This is a genomic window from Ruminiclostridium cellobioparum DSM 1351 = ATCC 15832 (assembly GCF_000621505.1).
In the GTDB taxonomy this organism is placed as follows: Bacteria; Bacillota; Clostridia; order Acetivibrionales; family DSM-1351; genus Ruminiclostridium; species Ruminiclostridium cellobioparum.
On record NZ_JHYD01000002.1, the window covers coordinates 213,386 to 229,708 of the forward strand.

General features: G+C 41.3%; 15 protein-coding genes and 2 pseudogenes. 15 read left to right on the top strand and 2 right to left on the bottom strand.

Annotated elements, in window-relative coordinates; translation table 11 throughout:
• The first annotated feature begins 407 nt into the window (after positions 1–407).
• The 11 genes from T344_RS0103095 (at position 408) to T344_RS0103145 (ending at position 10,156) form a co-directional block, all read left to right on the top strand.
• Positions 408–1,409, top strand: coding sequence for a 2-hydroxyacyl-CoA dehydratase family protein (locus T344_RS0103095; RefSeq protein ID WP_027627496.1), 1,002 nt, complete (start codon positions 408–410; stop codon positions 1,407–1,409).
• Positions 1,406–2,185 carry an acyl-CoA dehydratase activase gene (locus tag T344_RS0103100; RefSeq protein ID WP_027627497.1) on the top strand — a complete coding sequence of 260 codons (780 nt, stop codon included), beginning with the start codon at positions 1,406–1,408 and terminating at the stop codon, positions 2,183–2,185. The genes T344_RS0103095 and T344_RS0103100 overlap by 4 nt, the downstream gene beginning before the upstream one ends.
• Positions 2,182–2,658: a QueT transporter family protein gene (locus T344_RS0103105; protein WP_027627498.1), complete on the top strand. Its 477-nt coding sequence runs from the start codon at positions 2,182–2,184 to the stop codon at positions 2,656–2,658. Before T344_RS0103100 ends, T344_RS0103105 begins: the two co-directional genes overlap by 4 nt.
• 90 nt (positions 2,659–2,748) lie before the next feature.
• The gene (locus T344_RS0103110) at positions 2,749–3,903 is read left to right on the top strand and encodes a serine hydrolase domain-containing protein (protein WP_051571548.1); all 1,155 of its coding nucleotides are present in this window, start codon (positions 2,749–2,751) and stop codon (positions 3,901–3,903) included.
• A 185-nt stretch (positions 3,904–4,088) separates the two neighbouring features.
• Positions 4,089–4,907: an ABC transporter permease gene (locus T344_RS0103115; protein ID WP_027627500.1), complete on the top strand. Its 819-nt coding sequence runs from the start codon at positions 4,089–4,091 to the stop codon at positions 4,905–4,907.
• Positions 4,904–5,689, top strand: coding sequence for an ABC transporter permease (locus T344_RS0103120; RefSeq protein WP_027627501.1), 786 nt, complete (start codon positions 4,904–4,906; stop codon positions 5,687–5,689). The genes T344_RS0103115 and T344_RS0103120 overlap by 4 nt, the downstream gene beginning before the upstream one ends.
• Positions 5,690–5,695: 6 nt before the next feature.
• On the top strand, positions 5,696–6,688 hold the full coding sequence (locus T344_RS0103125) for an ABC transporter ATP-binding protein (RefSeq protein ID WP_034860563.1): 993 nt from the start codon (positions 5,696–5,698) through the stop codon (positions 6,686–6,688).
• Between the two features lie 114 nt (positions 6,689–6,802).
• Positions 6,803–7,306 carry a MarR family winged helix-turn-helix transcriptional regulator gene (locus T344_RS0103130; RefSeq protein ID WP_027627503.1) on the top strand — a complete coding sequence of 168 codons (504 nt, stop codon included), beginning with the start codon at positions 6,803–6,805 and terminating at the stop codon, positions 7,304–7,306.
• Between the two features lie 134 nt (positions 7,307–7,440).
• Complete coding sequence (locus T344_RS0103135) at positions 7,441–8,607, top strand: ArsA family ATPase (RefSeq protein WP_027627504.1); 1,167 nt, start codon at positions 7,441–7,443, stop codon at positions 8,605–8,607.
• A 38-nt stretch (positions 8,608–8,645) separates the two neighbouring features.
• Positions 8,646–8,906 carry a hypothetical protein gene (locus tag T344_RS0103140; protein ID WP_027627505.1) on the top strand — a complete coding sequence of 87 codons (261 nt, stop codon included), beginning with the start codon at positions 8,646–8,648 and terminating at the stop codon, positions 8,904–8,906.
• A gap of 68 nt (positions 8,907–8,974) precedes the next feature.
• Positions 8,975–10,156, top strand: coding sequence for an ArsA family ATPase (locus T344_RS0103145; protein WP_027627506.1), 1,182 nt, complete (start codon positions 8,975–8,977; stop codon positions 10,154–10,156).
• On the opposite strand, the pseudogene T344_RS27470 reads toward T344_RS0103145, so the two are convergent.
• Positions 10,138–10,473, bottom strand: a pseudogene (locus T344_RS27470) (winged helix-turn-helix domain-containing protein); the annotation flags it as partial. The gene T344_RS0103145 and the pseudogene T344_RS27470 overlap by 19 nt on opposite strands.
• 171 nt (positions 10,474–10,644) lie before the next feature.
• Here T344_RS27470 and T344_RS0103155 point away from each other — a divergent pair.
• The 4 genes from T344_RS0103155 to tlp all read left to right on the top strand — a co-directional run bounded on the left by T344_RS0103155 (position 10,645) and on the right by tlp (position 13,262).
• Positions 10,645–11,919 (top strand): alcohol acetyltransferase, encoded by a 1,275-nt coding sequence (locus T344_RS0103155; protein WP_027627507.1) that lies wholly within the window; start codon positions 10,645–10,647, stop codon positions 11,917–11,919.
• Positions 11,912–12,583 (top strand): DUF6320 domain-containing protein, encoded by a 672-nt coding sequence (locus T344_RS0103160; RefSeq protein WP_027627508.1) that lies wholly within the window; start codon positions 11,912–11,914, stop codon positions 12,581–12,583. The genes T344_RS0103155 and T344_RS0103160 overlap by 8 nt, the downstream gene beginning before the upstream one ends.
• Before the next feature lie 174 nt (positions 12,584–12,757).
• Positions 12,758–13,021: a hypothetical protein gene (locus T344_RS27475; protein WP_027627509.1), complete on the top strand. Its 264-nt coding sequence runs from the start codon at positions 12,758–12,760 to the stop codon at positions 13,019–13,021.
• A gap of 19 nt (positions 13,022–13,040) precedes the next feature.
• On the top strand, positions 13,041–13,262 hold the full coding sequence (tlp, locus tag T344_RS0103170; RefSeq protein ID WP_004626134.1) for a small acid-soluble spore protein Tlp: 222 nt from the start codon (positions 13,041–13,043) through the stop codon (positions 13,260–13,262).
• Positions 13,263–14,907: 1,645 nt separating this feature from the next.
• Here tlp and T344_RS27480 read toward each other — a convergent pair.
• A pseudogene (locus T344_RS27480) lies at positions 14,908–16,082 on the bottom strand (IS110 family RNA-guided transposase).
• Between the last annotated feature and the right edge of the window lie 241 nt (positions 16,083–16,323).

Here is a 16,323-nt window from a genome sequence, read left to right on the forward strand (position 1 = left end):
TCATGCTTTCCAATTAACCTCATACTTTCTACTACCTTTGATCCGAACCTCATATTAAATTTCTGGCGGACCCATCTCCTTCCGGTAATTACTTTATTTTATCAACCATCAATGATTGTATTTAATATATACCTCTTTAAATAAACTCTAAACATAAAATTTTTTTTATAAAGGGCCGTTACGCTCTGTTGACTTTGAGAGTTATTACGTGATACAATCATTCCAGCTTAACTTAATAAGACAGTTCGTAACCATCCTGTCTATAAACAAAACTACGGACCGGCTGTCGGAGGACGGCTTATTTTTGTTTACAGGGGGCTTATGCCCTTTTTTTATTATCTGGAAACGTACAAAAAATATAATTTTTAATTTTGTTGTTTTATATTTTTACTTGTGAGGGGGAACCAATGAAAAATATCGGAATAACCACAACCGTGCCGGTTGAGGTGCTGCTTGCGGCGGGCTACAGGGTTATTGATCTGAACAATGTTTTCATATCATCCGAAACTTACGCGCAGGACGTAGAGAGAGCTGAAAGGGATGGTTTTCCAAAGAGCTCCTGCGCATGGATAAAAGGGATTTACGGAGCCTGCCTGCGCTGTGGGATAGATGAGCTTGTCGGGGTGCTGGAGGGGGACTGCTCCAATACCAGGGCATTAATGGAGGTATTGAGGGGCAGGGGAATTAAGACATATGATTTTTCCTACCCCTCCGAACACACGCCGGAAAGTGTCACTGCCGAAATAAATAAATTTATGGACAGGTTCGGAGTAGCACTTCCACAGGCAGAAGCAGTGAGAGAGGATTTAGCCGAACTTCGGCAGTATGCCAGGACAATGGATGAACTTACCTATATTGATAACAAAGCTACAGGTTTGGAAAATCATTTATACCAGGTTTCGCTGAGTGATTTCAATGGAGATGCGGTACAATGCCTTGAAGAGCTGAAGAAAAAAATATCTGAAATAGATAGGAGAACCCCGCATACCCAGGCGCTCCGTCTGGGATATATAGGTGTGCCCCCCATGACCGGTGATCTATACCGGTATGTGGAAGACTATGACGCCAGAATAGTATACAATGAGGTTCAGCGTGAATTCGCATTTCCAAGGGCGATGGAAGCAGAGAGTATCTACCTGCAGTATTATGACTACACATATCCCTATAATCTGGATTTCAGGCTTCTGGAGATAAAAAAGCAGATAAAGCTCAGGAAGCTTGACGGGCTGATACATTACACCCAGGCATTCTGTCACAGGGCCATAGAGGATATTGTAATCAAACGGGAACTTGAAGTACCTGTTCTGACAATTGAGGGAGATAAGTCCAACCGGCTTGATTCCAGAACGAAACTCAGATTGGAGGCATTTTTGGATATGCTTTCGGATCTCAAGGGGGTGCCGGCGTGAAAGTATTGGGCATTGATATGGGCAGCAGAGAGGTGAAGATCGCTTATATGGATAGCGGTACGCTGGTTGAAAAGAGAAAAATCAGCACCATGACTTTTTATAAGAGCTTTTGTATAAATAAAGATGGCAGGCTGCTGGCCGACGTGGAACGTATCGGCTTCGGCAAGCCGGATAAAGCCGTATCCACCGGTTATGGCAGAAACAACACCGACTTGTGCAGCTTCAAGCCAATAACTGAAATAAAGGCCCATGCATATGGGGCAATGTATCAAACAAAGCTAAGGGACTTTATTTTACTGGATATCGGAGGGCAGGACGTAAAGGTGGTGAGGGTTGAAAAGGGTCTTGTTACCGATTTGGAGCTGAATGAAAAATGTGCGGCTTCCTGCGGGAGGTATCTCGAAAATATGGCGGCCGTACTGGAAGTGCCCCTTGAGGAAATGTCACGGCATTTTGAAGCCCCTGTGCCGCTTAACTCCACCTGTTCGGTATTTTCCGAATCGGAACTGATAGGAAAGATAGCAGAGGGCATCGGAATTGAGGAGCTTTGTGCAGGTGTAAATTATTCCTTGTATAAAAAACTCAGCCCCATGCTGACAAGATTTAAAGGGGAAAAGCTGGTCTTATCCGGGGGAGTTGCAGGAAACAAAGCCCTGCAAAAATATCTTGAGGAGGATTTTGACAGTATTGTTCACATGGCCGAACCCCAGTTCAACGGAGCCATAGGCTGCTGTGCGTATGCGGAATTCATTCCGACAAGAGGAGGGACTTTATGAAAACAGTAAAAAAAATAACCATTTCAGCAGTCATTATTGCTTTGTACGTTGTAATAATGTTTGTATCACAGGGCTTTGCCTTTGGGCAGTATCAGATAAGAATAGCCACTTCCCTGTATTCATTGAGCTACGTATATCCATTCCTCATAGTACCTCTGGGCCTGGCCAACTTCCTCAGCAATACCGTAATGGGAGGGCTTGGACCGCTGGATATGCTAGGAGGAGCTTTAGCAGGAATAATAACTTCGGGGGCGGTTTATCTGGTACGCAAATTTAACTGGAATATGTGGCTGATTACAATACCTTTGGTTTTGGGCCCGGGCCTGCTGGTACCCATATGGCTCTCAAAACTTTTAAATATCCCATATTCCGTGCTGGCACCGGGTTTATGCATAGGACAAATAATTCCTGCTGCCGCAGGGGTTTTTATTGTTCAGGTGGTACAGAAACATATAAAGGGTAAAATCGGTTAATAGTAGTTTTTTAACTTGTCCCTGCCAGTAATATTATGGTAAAATTAGCTATCAAAAAGTAAAATGTCAATTTATACAAGGGGGATGGCTGTGATAAGTTTTAAAACACCTTATTTACCGTCGGAAGTGGGTTATGACAGTGAAAGACTGGAGGTTTTGAACCGGCATTTTGCAAAAATGCTGGAAGCCAATGAGCTTCAGTCGGCAAATTACTGCCTTTCAAGAGACGGAAAGATCTTCGCAAATACTGCAATGGGGAAACTGTCGTATAAGGAAGAGGATGAGAGGCCTGTTCAGCCCGATACCATACAAAACATAGCATCTGTTACAAAATTGTTCTGTGCTTCTGCCATCTTTAAACTTGTGGAGGATGGTAGGCTGCGCCTTGACCAATGCGTGGGAGAATTCATCGAGGAGTTCAAAGCTCCGCCTTTTAACAAGATCAACCTTGCCCATTTACTCACACATACCTCGGGTATGATGCCTGATCCCGGCTGTTTTGACAATAAATATTTCAAATCCCCCTGGGAATTTGTCCGGCAAATGAAGGGGACTAACTGGATAGAGGCCGCATTGGCTTCAGGAATGAGGAAACAGCCGGGGGAGGAATGGGCTTACTGCAGCTTCGGGTTTGCTATTCTGGGTGAAGTCATATCCCGTGTAAGCGGAACCTTTGCAAATGATTATATTATGGAAAATATAGTCAGGCCATGCGGGATGGAGGATACCTTCTTTGACCTCACTGCCGAAACTGCCGTGCGGCATGCTGTAAGAAATCCGCAAATGGAAAAGGAAATTGATTCCATTCTTGCCGGCAAAACAAAAGCCAAGGACAGCTGGTCCAAAATCCCGTCTACGGGAGGCGGACTGCATTCAACCGCCCTTGATCTGTGCAAATTCGGTACCATGCTGCTGAATAAAGGTACATATGACGGTAAAAGAATATTGGGCAGAAAAGCGGTTGAGAAAATGACAGCCCTGCATACAACTCCTGACGTAAAGGATTACTGCTGGAATGCGGGAGGAGTATCAAGAGAGTATGGACTGGGACCTGATATGCGGCATAATCTTGCATCTCTGTATACAAAAGGTACATTTTTTCATGAAGGTGCCGGAGGCTGCTGTATATTGATAGATCCGGCAGAAAAGCTGGTGGCGGCATGGTTTGTTCCTTTTGTCAACAATGTCTGGCGCGCCCATGCGTTGTATAACGCAGCCGCCGTTATGTGGTCGGGACTGGAATAGACGGTGAAGCAGTGGAGCCAGTGATTTCATGGAGTCTTTTTCCATGAGGGCTATGGAACCTGCTGTTTAACCATTGATCCTGCGGAAAAGCTTGTGGCAGTCTGGTTTGCAATCTTTGCGGGTGACAGCTGGTACGCACATGCAATAAACAATGTATCTGCCATTATATGGTCGGGGTTGAGATAATGAATTACATAAAAAATAAGATACAGGTGGTAAAAGCCGTATCAATGGTAACTTACAAGGAGTGGAGTGCTTATCGCACCCACTCAATGGTCTCCATCTTTGTAGGTCCGGTTTATTTCATGGTGCAGTACTTTATATGGAAGGCAGTGTATTCGGGAAATTCTGTCTTAAATGGCATGGAGCTTTCTCAAATTCTGACCTATTTTGGCGTTACGGCATTAATCGGATATCTCACCATGGATTTTGCCGACTGGAATCTGCAAATGCTGGTCCGGACCGGAAAGTTCCTGACTTTTGCACTAAGGCCGGTACATCACAGGTTTTTTGCACTGTCGCAAAAAATAGGACACCGTATTCTGGGCTTACTTTTTGAATTTCTGCCCTGCCTCTTTATTTTCGTATTTATATTTAAGGTTAATATGATACCCGCAAGCCCGGGGTGGACAGTTCTTTCAATAGTGCTCGCCTTCCTGATGAACTTTTATCTGAATTACATTATCGGCTTGACTGCCTTCTGGCTTGTGCAATCCACAAGTATACGGAGGGTATATCAGCTGCTCCTGGGTATATTTTCGGGAGGTCTTATCCCTCTGGTTTTCTTTCCGGTATATTTGCAGAAACTGCTTTTTTTCCTGCCGTTTCAATACGTTTCCTATGTTCCGACCATGGTGTTTACCGGTAAATATTCACTGGCCGGCATAAAAATGGGAATACCTGAGATAGTCGGGATTCAGGCAGCGGCGGTTCTGCTGGCGGCACTGGCAAGTGAAGCGGTGTATAGAGCTTCAATGAAAAGGTTTACGGGGGTGGGCGCATGAAATCAAATTACCCGGGTATCTACAGGGAGTGTATAAAGGTTTCATTTGCCACTGCCGCCACGTACAGGTTTAATTTTGTATTAAACGCCATTATTATGCTGGTAAGCAATGTACTTTTTCCACTGGTCACTATTCTCATTTACGGGTCGGGAGCCGGTTTTCCGGGCTGGTCCTTCTATGAGGTGCTGCTCATACAGGCTGTGTTTACACTGTCTGCCGGAATCTCCGGTGCATTGTTCAACGGAATCCTGTGGGTTACCATGCGCCACATAATAGAGGGGAGCCTGGAAATAGTTTTGATCAAGCCAGTGGATTGCCTGTTTTACCTGGTGGCGTCTACCTTTGAACCCGACAGCATTGGCCTTATTGCCGGGGGCTGCATAATGTTTGCCATTGCAGCTGGAAATGCAGGCGCCATTTCATTATTGATGTGGCTTCAGTTCCTTGCTCTGTTTCTTGCAGGACTTCTGGTAATGATGGGAATTTCATTTATCATGGCTGCAACCTCTTTTAAATGGGTGGGCAATTCAAGGATACCCGAGATATTTGAGAGTATCAAATCTTTTGGGAAGTATCCCCAAAGTATACTTAACAAGTCGGCTGCCGCCTTTGCCGCATTCGTCATCCCCGTGGCCATGGTGGGATGCTTTCCGGCAGCAGCCCTGCTGGGAAAGGCAAGCATGCCGATGTTTGCGGCGGTAATTCCCTGCGTATTATTTGCACTTTCAGGCATATTCCTGTATAAATATATGATCCGTCTGTATGAGGGAGTTGGAGGTTAAGGATTTATGGACATTATTACGGTTGAAAATCTGAATAAGACTTATGAGACTTACAGGCGCGGCAGCAAATTCTCCGAAACTTTTAAAAGCTTTTTCAAAAGGGAGAAGGTCATTATTGAGGCGGTAAAGGATATCTCCTTTACTGTTGAGGAGGGTGAGATCGCCGGGATTTTGGGGCCTAACGGTGCGGGTAAATCCACTACCATCAAGATGCTGACCGGAACACTGTTTCCAACCGGTGGTACCATTAATGTGATGGGCTATACTCCTCATAAGGAGAGAGCGGCCTATGTACATAATATCGGAGCGGTGTTCGGACAGAAATCCCAGCTCATATGGGATATTCCCCCCATGGACAGCTTTAACATGAACAAGGCTATTTACTCCATATCAGACAGGGATTTTAAATATACTCTTGATAAGCTTACAGGGTTATTTGAAGTGGAGGACATAGTATCAAAGCCCACAAGGGTGCTCTCCCTGGGTGAGAGGATGAAGTGTGAGTTCATAATGGCCATGCTGCACAAACCTGAAGTGGTATTTCTGGACGAGCCCACCATAGGCCTTGACGTGATTGCAAAGCAGCGGATCAGAACCTTTATAAAGGAAATGAATGCCCAGGGCACCACCTTCATACTTACCACTCATGATTTGGAGGATGTGGAGCAGCTGGCCCGGAAGGTCGTGATTATCAATCACGGACAGAAGGTTTTCGATGACAAGCTTCAAAACCTGCAGCTTGTACTGGGCTCAAAGAAAATTATTCACTTGATGCTGACAAGCCCCAGGACGGATATAAAAATTGAGGGTACCGAGGTGGCTGAAAAGAAATCGGATTATGAATATATCCTTGAAGTCAATCTGGCCAACAGCTCCATCAATACTTTTATAAGAAATCTGACCAACATGTGTGAATTCTCCGATATATCAATAAAGGAGCTGCCCATGGAAAAAATAATTACCCGTATATATGAGGGGCATGGAGTCAGTGCGGTTTAATGAGATGGTGACAAAAGACCCTCCAAAAAATATTTACGAAAAATATTTGACAATTCAATACTTCGGGTATAGAATAAAAATATACTTCGAGCAAAGAACTATTTTAAGGGGTGTGTGATAATCAGCAGTCAGAGTTTTGATATTGAGACAATAATATTCGATTATATAGACCAATTTAAGTTTTTGTTTTTTCCGGAACAGTGGAATGCGGTTTTTTTAGATTATTCCAAGAACGAGATATTGGTGCTTCTTTACCTGTATAAAAAGAAGACGGCCAATATGACCGAGCTCTCCGAGTATATTTGTGCACCCCTGAATACGGCAACCGGAGTGGTGGGCAGGCTTGAAAAAAAGAATATGGTTGAAAGAATCAGAGGAAATGAAGACCGCAGGGTGGTAAACATTGTGCTGACACCTGCGGCCCAGGCTTTTATTGACGAAGAGAAAAAGCTTGCCGCCTATTATTTCGGTGAGATTTATAAAGCACTGACAGAGGAAGAAAGGGCAGCAGGAATCAATATTATAGGCAAGGTGATCAGTATACTGAAAAAGGGAAAACCGGGGCAGGGTGAAGATAATGGTACAGTTAAAAGAGTTAAAAGGATTAATATTGAGTAATAATTAAGTAATAGTTAAGAATAAGGCAAATTTTTTTACAAAAATACTTCGATAAAAGAACTATTCTCGAAGGGAAGTTAAATAAAACTGGTGTGACCGAAATAATAAATGTTGCATTGGAAATGGAGGCTGTTATGGGAAGAATAATTATTTTTACAGGAAAAGGCGGAGTGGGCAAAACCAGCACTGCTGCCGCACATGCCGTAAAAGCGGCCGGGGAGGGGAAAAAGACCCTGATAGTGAGCACCGATATGACTCACAATCTGAGTGATCTGTTCATGAAGGAGCTGAAGGAGGAGCCGGTTGAAATCCTTGGGAATCTGGACGGCCTTGAAATTGATTCAAATTATGAGATGGAGAGATATTACGGGACAATATCCAAAGCCTTCAAGAATATGCTGACGTTTGAAAACCGGGCCGATAGTGAGATCTTTGACGATATAGTTGTTTTTCCGGGAATAGAGGAGCTTTTCTCATTGCTGAAGATAAAAGAATTGTTTGATTCCGGCACATACGACCTGATCATCGTGGATTGTGCTCCCACAGGGGAAACGCTGTCCCTGCTGAAGTTTCCCGAACTGCTTTCCTGGTATATGGAAAAGCTCTTTCCCATCGGAAAGGTGGCGTTAAAAGTTCTAAGGCCCATTTCCAGGGCGGCATTCAAAATTGAAATGCCCGATGACAGGGCAATGAATGACATAGAGAAGCTGTATGTCAAGCTGGGAACCCTTCAAACGCTGTTAAAGGACCGGGATACATGCAGTATCAGACTTGTCACCATTCCTGAGAAAATGGTTGTGGAAGAAACCAAAAGAAACTATATGTATTTGAACCTGTACAATTTTAATGTGGATGGTCTTTATATCAACAGAATAATTCCCGAGGATGTCGACAACAGCTTTTTTGACCAATGGAAGCAGATTCAGTCCAATTACCTTGAAGAAATTGAAGCTGTATTTGCAAACATACCCGTTTATAGGATCAAATGGTATGAAGAGGATATTAACGGAATTAAAGGCCTGGAAAGGGTGGCAGCCGATGCTCTTGACGACCGGAATCTATTCAAGGTGCTGAAAACCACTGTAAATGAAACTTTTAATAAGACTGACAGGGGATACCGGCTGGACGTGTATGTGCCGCTGGCCGGGAAGGGTGCATTTGATCTCTTTGAATCAGGCACAGATATAATAATCAAAATTGGAAACTTTAAAAGAAATATTCCAATTCCAAATAGCGTAAGAAAATATCAGATGGCATCGGCCAAGCTGGATGCCGGAACTCTGAGTATATATTTTGAGTGATTTATTTAGGTTTTGTGCGGAAAGGCGGAGGTACTATTATGAATAAAGAATTTGCAAAAAAGCTGATAAAGGCTGAAATCCTCAGATACCAGGCTATAAAGGAAATACTGCCCGAGGGTATGAAACATGGGATTGAGACCCTCGAAAGGGATGCAGGCAATTTATTGAAGGATATTGCTATGGAAATTATTTCGGAAAATTTTTCACGGCAGGAGAACGTAAGCCGGCCGGATCAGGATAATACCGGGAAAACTGAGGATAAGAAAGCTGTAAAGCGGGTTGACGTCGACTTTAACTGATCAGTTAACCGGCGCAATGGATTAATCTGGTGCATAAAGTTAAAAATTATTGAAAAGGAGCAAGCATTATGAGAATAATATTATATACAGGAAAAGGCGGAGTGGGCAAAACCAGCATCGCGGCTGCAACTGCCTGCAAAATAGCCGCCGATGGAAAAAAGGTGCTTGTAGTCAGTACTGACCTGGCACACAGCTTGAGTGATTCCTTCGACGTCAGGCTGTCAAATGAACCTGCTGAAATAAGCAGGAATCTATATGCCATGGAAATTGACTCGGTACTGGAAAATGAAAAGTCCTGGGGAAAAGTAAAAGGATATTTGGAAAAGCTTATGATGCTCAAGTCGGAAAGAACTGTTGAAAGCGAAGAATTACTGGTGTTTCCCGGATTTGATGAGCTGATGTCCCTGTTGAAGATAAAGGATATCCATGACGAGGGCATATACGACGTATTGATAGTTGACTGTGCACCGACAGGGGAAACCATGTCCCTGCTCAAATTTCCGGATCTGTTCAAATGGTGGATGGAAAAGCTTTTCCCCATTAAGCGGAAGGGGGCAAAAATAGCAGGGCCCATTATACAGGCAACCGTTAAAGTACCCATGCCGTCTGAAGAAACCTTCGATGAGATTGAAAGATTATATGACAAAATTGATCAACTGCATCAATTGATGATGAATAAAGAGGCGGTGAGCATAAGAATAGTTACTACTCCTGAGAAGATAGTAGTCAAGGAGGCAAAGAGGAGCTTTTCCTACCTTCATCTTTTTGATTACAATGTTGACTGTATAATCATAAACAGAATATTCTCAGAGGCTTCCCTGTGCGGCTATTTCGAGAAGTGGGCTCAAATTCAGAAGGACAGTATCAGGGATATTTCCGACAGTTTTAAAGGAATTCCCGTTTTCAAGCTGGAACTGCTCAACTGTGAATTGAGAAGGCTTGACATCTTGAATACCATAGCGCAGCAGCTGTACAGGAAAACAGATCCCCAAAAGGTTCTTTTCAATGAAAAAATATTCTCGGTTGAGAAAGATCACAATGGTTACATCCTTGCAATCAATATGCCTTTTGTGGATAAAAAGGAGTTGAAGCTTTCACAAAAGGGTGATGAAATAACCATCTCAATCAAGAATGAAAGGAGATGTCTGGTACTGCCGGCAAAGCTTCAGCCGCTGGAAATAACCGGTGCAAAATATGAGGACGGCAGGCTCAACCTTCACTTTGCCCAGCGTCAGGCCTTAAACCTGTAGCCGGTTCCCCATAGAGTCCCAATAAACTCAGGATTTGCAGGATCCTTTTCAATCTTTTTGCGGATTTTCTGGATATGCACCGGAACTGTGGCCGTGTCACCATATATGTCATCGCCCCATACCCTCTCAAATATATGTTCTTTTGTGAAAACAATGTTGGGGTTGGTGGCAAGGAACACAAGCGTCGTATATTCCTTGGAGGTCAGCTGTATCTCCTTTCCGTTGACAAACACTCTATGTGAGGCAGTGTTTATTTCCAGCCCGCCGTGGGAGAGGATTTCGGAGGAGGTATTATTCCCCTTTAGCCTTTCATATCTGTCAGTTCAATAGGACTTTTCCTGGTCACATAGGCAGCCGGCGGTGCCTCCAGGATGAATCGGGGAACAGCAGGGAGCACAAGAAAAAAGTATTCAGACAGAACACCTCTTCAAACAGTATAATACTATGATAATAAAGGGGAATTTTAAAAAATTATACTGGAGAAAAATATGGATAGGTGGTTTAAAATAGATAATGCCGGAAAAATATTTAGATCGGTATCTAAAGAATCCAACACCTCGATTTTCAGAATCTCAATGATTATGAGTGAGCCTGTTGAGAAGGAGCTGCTTCAGAAAGCTCTGGATACTGTTCTGGTGCGTTTTCCCACCCTGTCGGTCAAACTGCAGAAAGGTGTTTTCTGGGATTATCTGAATCAGAATAATCAAAAGCTGCTGGTTCAACGGGAGGAGCAATACCCCTGCTGTCCCTTAAAAGCCGATGAGAACAACGGCTTCCTTCTGAGGGTTTTATATTATAATTGCCGTATAGCGTTGGAGGTATTCCATTCCCTGACCGACGGTACCGGGGCGGTGGAATTTCTGAAAACACTTGTTTATCAGTATTTATGCCTTGCAGGTAAGGAAATTGAGAATGAAGGTTTGATTCTGGACCCGGATGAATTGCCCAATAAATACGAAATGGAGGACAGCTTTGATAAATATTATCAAAGCATGCCTGCCAGACGGGTCACAGAGACAAAGGCCTTTCATATTAAAGGGACACCGCTGGAGCCCTTCGGCAATAATGTTATCCACGGGGTTATGTCCTCATCCCTGCTTAATTCAATTGCAAAACAGAAGGGTTCAACCATAACGGAGTATTTGACTTCGGCGCTGATATATTCAATTTATACCGGAAGCATGCAGTTCGGCATCTACAAAGAGCCCATAAGAGTGACAATACCTGTCAATCTGAGAAGGATTTTTCCTTCCAGGACGCTCAGGAATTTTTTCACGGTGGTCAATGTGGGGGTTGAGCCCTCTGAGGAGCTGTGTTTTGAGACTATATTGGAAAAGGTGTCCTCACAATTGAGGAATAAACTGCAAAAAGATAATCTATACAGTGTGATGGTGAGTAACGTAAAGCTGGAAAAACTGCTGGTAGCCAGATTTATTCCGGTATTTATAAAAAATATGGCCATGCGGTACGGTTTTGAGAACTTTGGCGAAAATTCCAAAACCATCACTCTCTCAAATATCGGAAGCATAAAATTGCCCGGCTCCATGTGCAAATTTGTGGACCACGGGGAAGTCATCATATATCCCACATTTAAAAGCCCTGTCAACTGCGGGGTCTGTACCGTTAACGACAGTCTGACAGTGACATTTTCAAGAACCATTCTGGAAGCCGATATTATCAGATGTTTTTTCAGCTTTCTTTCACGGGAAAGCGGACTTGAAATAAAAGTTTATTCAAATAATTGGGGTAAAGTGTATGAATAAGTGTAAGCACTGCGGTGTTTTTATTGAGGAGGAAAAAAGATGCCCTCTTTGCAGCAGAAATATCGGGGAAGCCGGCGAAGGGGCTAAAAATGTGTGGTACCCATCCTACGGTAAAACTGAAACAGTTCCGCAATTGAATTTTGCAGGTAAAGTATTTTTCTTTATATCAATTGCGGTAATGAGTATTTGTATACTTATAAACATACTTTCAGGGATAGGAAATCCCTGGTCGCTGTTTGTAATCTTTCCGGTATTGTACCTGCAGCTTCTCATCAACAACACCATTTTTTCGAAAATGCGTGCAGGAACAAAAATACTTTTACAGGTCATGGGAACATCCTGCTTTCTGTTCTTCATAGACCTGCTTTCGGGATTTTACAGGTGGTCGGTAAATATAGTGATACCATTTTTGCTGATAGCAGGTACATTTCTGATAACGGTGATTGTCATAAAGCGGAAAATGTTATGGAACGAGTATGTTGGATACATTATCGCCATGATCTTTTTAGGCTTTTTGCCTGTTTTTCTATACCTTACCGGTGTGGCGGATGAAATATGGGCAAGTGCGGTTTCAGCACTGTATTCTTTTCTGACGACCATAGGCATGCTGGTTTTCGCCAATAAAAAATTTAAAAAAGAGATGACTCGAAGATTTCATATTTGATTAAAATTTTTTCCTGACTACTAAATTATTTTTCGGACAAAATATAAAAGAATGAAAAGATTTTAGTAGTTCAAGGGAGGGATTGTTATTCATATAATTGGCAGGTTCCTTGACCCTGGCAAGGTTGGCGGTCTGGTTGACTCTCTCAAAAACAGCGGTATCCAAAGGAGAGACATGATAATCAGCGCCATGGATGAAGAAAAATTCCAAAGCATGCGGAATGATGTGGAAGACAACCGGGCAAGCAGTGTGGTAAAGACCGACCAGGACGATCCCGGCCAATTGGAAGCATTTGTGGAAAGTGTCAATGACCTGAGCGATTTGCATGATGACGCCGGCATTGTAGTCTATGTAAAAGCTGCCAGGCATAAGGCACAGGAAGTAAAGTCGATAATGGAGCAATCGGGAGCAGCTGAAATAAAAGTTCACGAAAACTAGGACAAAGGAGAGATAACGGATGAACAAGCCTAAACCGGATAACAGAAGTAACAACGCAGACAGGATACAATTCAATATCAATCATACCATCAGAAATATGGAAGCTGCTGAAGATATGATGTCAAAAGTGGATGACCCGACCCAGAAAAGTGAGCTTGAAGAAAAGAATGACAGAAGAAGGGACGCTCTTCAGGGAATGCGTGAAGAAATAAAAGATGAAGCTCATAAAAAATCAAGATAAAAATGATTAACCCCCGGCAAAAGCCGGGGTTTTAATCAGGAAGTATTGTTAACATGGAACAGTGTGGCCGCAAGGCTACGCTGTTTCTCTGTTTTAACAGAAATTTGGTAGAGATAGTACCAAATCTATATCACATTTATTATTAATTTGAAAATTATTTTTTTGTTTACATAAGGGTCGAAAAAAGTGTAAATTAATAGAAATTTATGGAATAATATGGTTGATTATTCCATAAATTTAAATTATAATTTTATAGACGGCAGAATATGTAAAAATGAACAATAATAATAATAAACTGAATGTTGAGAAATTTAGACTAATTACTCGCTTTTTTAATCTCACTAACAGGCAACTTTTTCAAAATGCCCGAATGATAAAAAGAATGATTATTACTTACTGTTATTTTTTTGAAATTATGGATGGTCCTATGAAAAAAGCAAGTAATCCGAACTTTGAAAATCATAGAGATGGAGTAGAAACGCTGATTTTAAGAACTATTTGGGAGAAGTTTGAATTTTCTTACTTGCTTTTAAACATTAATAAGTAATCTGGTCTATCAACCTAGAAATTTGTGTTTGCATATATTGCAGATCTATTTAGAAATTGCAGTTCTGTAAAAAAGCTAAATACTGTTCAAAATCGCCGATTATTCATCTTACTCCATTAAGTTAATCAGCCCATAGCAGGTCTTTAGCAAGGATTTTAACTGGTGGAGAGCAGTCAGAAGCAAAATACGCATTCACAGTTATATTGCAAAATTAAATTATTCAAGAAACAGGATTGCTTTTAATTTTTTGGGGTTCTAGCTAATCTAGATTAGGGTTATTGGACTTGTAACTCCTTTGCAATGGGTAAAAAGTAATATAATAAACAACGGTCTAAAGAGGGCACTAATATTCTCACTTACGACTACTCAAGAGATAATAAAACCAGCAATTGAATCGTATGGAGAAGCATACTCCAATTCTATTTTTACACAAATATCGTGAGCAATGCAAATTTCATTAGAGAAATTAGTCTAATTATTATAATTTTTCTTTGGAAGAAGGCTCGATCAATTATTGGCACCAATTGCATAAGTCCTGAGTAATAATATAAGAGCTATACCGAATCATTAAGCTATTGTAAGGAAAACAATGGCTTGAGGGCTGTTGTTTACGTTCATTTATAAATGCTTATATTCTTTAGCATGTGAAACTGATATATTCATTAGTAAGACTCCTTAATCTTAAATCTGTATACCAAAAGAATAGCAATAATCCTTTTGTTGGAATAGAACGGTAATTGTGATAAGCCATAAACCAGATATTTTAAAAAGGGTTGATAAGGTTTTGAAGTTGAATAGTGGTAATATTAATCTTGTTGGAGAAAGAGTGTAATTTAATAGTAAATTTGATTTTTTTATTAACAGTGCGCGCGTAATGGTTAATAAGAATTCAAATAAATACCTTATACAAAATACTATAGCGAGATTTGGATAAGGGTGAAATGTATGAAAGTGAGACTAACTATTAAAAGTCAAGTCTAAAAGGCGAATTTTTGAATAAAGTGCAGAAATGCATTTTTAGTAAATCAGTACCTTGAAAACTGCATGACGAATAGAGCATCATAACAGGTGCTCAAAAGGAGATATAGAATTAGTTAATCAGGCAGCCTTGATATATGGTTGATCTGTCTTTTCCAACTGGTAGATTACACGAACAAGTTTCTTCGCAGCATGGGATATAGCAACATTGTAGTGTTTACCGTCAGAACGTTTCTTTGCAAGATAAGCGGAGAAGGCTGAATCCCAATGGCAGACAAATCTTGTGGCATTGAACAATGCATAGCGCAGATATCTTGAGCCTCGTTTTTCCATATGGGAATAACAACCATCAAGTTGCCCGGATTGGTACGTAGATGGAGATAATCCTGCATAAGCAAGTATTTTATCCGGAGAATCAAATCTACTAAAATCACCGATTTCTGCAATAATCATAGCACCCATACGATAGTTGATCCCAGGAATAGTAAGGATTGGAGAATCGATTTCATCCATAATGACTTTGATTTCCTTTTCAATTTCATCAATCTCAGTATCAAGTTCTTGAATAAGATTGATTATGTGTTTAAGCTCCAAAGATTTTGCAGGTATATTTGAGCCAATAGATTTTCTGGCAGTTTTTCGGAAGAGAATGGCTATATCCTTGCGATAGCGACCTTTTGAGGCTTCTTCAAGAAGATGAGTTAATCGAGTAAGGTGTTCTGAAGCTATTGAAGAAGCACTAGGAAACTTAGATAACAAAGCATAAACAGATGCCATGTGAAGAGACGGAAGCCACTTTTCTAATTCAGGGAACAGTATAGCTACAAGACGTGATATAGATGTTTTCAGTTTGGCCCGTTCCTTCACTTTATCAAAACGATAACGAGTTAGTGATTTGAGTTCTTCATTGTGGTAAGATGTGTTTGAGTAGGACTTTAAGTTCACATCAGACATTAGCATAAGAGCAATTGTATGGGCATCTACTTTATCCGTCTTTGTCTGTCTAAGACTTAAACTTTTTCTGTACGATTGGTATGTAACGGATTGATAACGAAGGTGGGCAAACCTTTATTAATGAGAAATCCCAGAAGATTGTAATTATAGTGTCCAGTGGCTTCTAGCCCTACTTTTACATTATTCAAATCTTCTGTAACGGATGAAATTTTCTGATAAATCTCATTGGATCCGTCTAGGTTGTTTGGAATGGTAAAGGATTTAAAAAGCACTTCACCATCAGAGTTAGTGATAAAGCAATCATGCTTATCTTTTGCAACATCAATTCCTACGTAAATCATAGAAATACTCCTTTGAAATGTATTTGATACTGTTTTAGAACCACGGTGCTCCTTGCGATTGTAACCTCGTTCTAAATAAACCGTCATGAGGTATCTAACTGATTAACAAATAAACAAAGAGACTGTGGTTGGAGCCTCATTTAAACCATCATATGGTAGGTGAAAAAAAACAATCCACAGTATCTTAAAACAGCATAGCCTAATCTATTGAAAAGGTAAAGGATGGCTATGACTATATAAT